This window comes from Bradyrhizobium sp. 137 (genome assembly GCF_023074095.1).
Classification (GTDB): Bacteria; Pseudomonadota; Alphaproteobacteria; order Rhizobiales; family Xanthobacteraceae; genus Bradyrhizobium.
Genome location: NZ_JADPKU010000025.1, coordinates 1 through 1701, shown reverse-complemented (window position 1 = coordinate 1701; position 1701 = coordinate 1). Strand labels below are relative to the sequence as shown.

Annotated in this window: 1 protein-coding gene and 1 pseudogene; both read left to right on the top strand. The window is 60.5% G+C overall.

The window, feature by feature from the left end; translation table 11 throughout:
• Positions 1–771, top strand: a 771-nt coding sequence (locus tag IVA78_RS04365) for a flagellin (protein WP_253075278.1), incomplete at its 5' end; no start/stop codon positions are given.
• A gap of 356 nt (positions 772–1127) precedes the next feature.
• A pseudogene (locus tag IVA78_RS04360) lies at positions 1128–1701 on the top strand (flagellin); the annotation flags it as partial.

Sequence of the window (1701 nt, the reverse complement as noted above, 5' to 3'; positions counted from 1 at the left end):
AACGGCGGTACGGCGGTCAACGTCACCTTCGGCGACGGCACCAACGGAACGGTCAAGACCCTCGATCAACTCAACACCGCGCTTCAGGCCAACAACCTGTCTGCCACGATCGACGCCAACGGCCTGCTGACGATCTCGACCACCAACGACTACGCGTCCTCGACGCTTGGCTCGACGACTGCGGGTGGTGCGATCGGCGGAACGCTGACCTCGTCGCTGACGTTCTCGACGGCTTCCACCCCGGTCGCGGACACCGTTGCCCAGACGGCCCGTGCCAATCTGGTCAATCAGTACAACAACATCCTGAACCAGATCGACACGACCGCGCAGGACTCCTCGTTCAACGGTGTCAACCTGCTCAACGGCGATCAGCTCAAGCTGGTGTTCGACGAGACCGGCAAGTCGAGCCTGAACATCACCGGCGTGACCTACAATTCCAAGGGTCTGGGCCTCGCCGCGTTGACAAACGGCGTCGACTTCATCGACAACGCTGCCACCAACAAGGTGCTGACCAACCTGAACAACGCGTCGAGCACGCTGCGTTCGGAAGCTTCCGCGCTCGGTTCGAACCTTTCGGTGGTGCAGGTGCGTCAGGACTTCAACAAGAACCTGATCAACGTGCTGCAGACCGGTTCGTCCAACCTGACCCTGGCCGACACCAATACTGAAGCGGCGAACAGCCAGGCGCTGTCGACCCGGCAGTCGATCGCGGTCTCCGCGCTGTCGCTGGCCAACCAGTCGCAGCAGAGCGTGCTCCAACTGCTCCGCTAATCGCGCACGACATCGCAGGCAAGATCTGGCGGCGGGGCTTCGGCCCCGCCGTTTCCTTTATGCGGTTGTATGAAGACGTCGTGCAGTGAGACGTAGACGGGCATTCGAATGCAGCCAATTGCTCACTCTGAGTTATGGTTGACAAGTAGCAAACACATCGCCACTGCACGAAAAAGCACCATCTTATCATGACGATACACGAGGGCGTGATCCGGATACGATCGCGCATATGGTGAATCCGCACAAGGACTGCAGCGACACGCTTCATGCTTTGTTAGCCCCAAAAGTTCACCCTCCCGGCATCGATTAATCCTAATCGAAGTTTGTTGCGTTGCGTACCAGAAGGGTAACACTCAATGTCCGGTATCGTCCTCTCCTCGTCGGTTCGTCAGAACCTGCTCTCTCTCCAGTCCACCGCCGATCTGCTCGCCACCACACAGAGCCGTCTGTCGACCGGCAAGAGCGTCAACTCGGCTCTGGACAATCCCACCAACTTCTTCACGGCACAGTCGCTCGACAACCGCGCCAGCGACATCAACAATCTGCTCGACGGCATCGCCAACGGCGTGCAGGTGCTGCAGGCTGCCAACACCGGCATCACCTCGCTGCAGAAGCTGATCGACAGCGCCAAGTCGATCGCCAACCAGGCGCTTCAGACCACCGTCGGCTATTCCACCAAGTCCAACGTCTCCACCACGATCGCCGGTGCGACAGCTTCGGATCTGCGTGGCACGACCAGCTACACCAGCGCGGATGCGCTGAGCAACGTGCTCTACAGCGGTGCGGCCGGCGGTGTAACCGCTGCTGCGTCCGGTACCAAGCTCGGTGGCGTTCAGGGCACGAATACGGGAACCGTCATCAACGCTGCGACCACTGGTGCGAGCCTGCTGAACGGCACAGCGACCGCTGGCGACGCCAACGCCGGCGTTG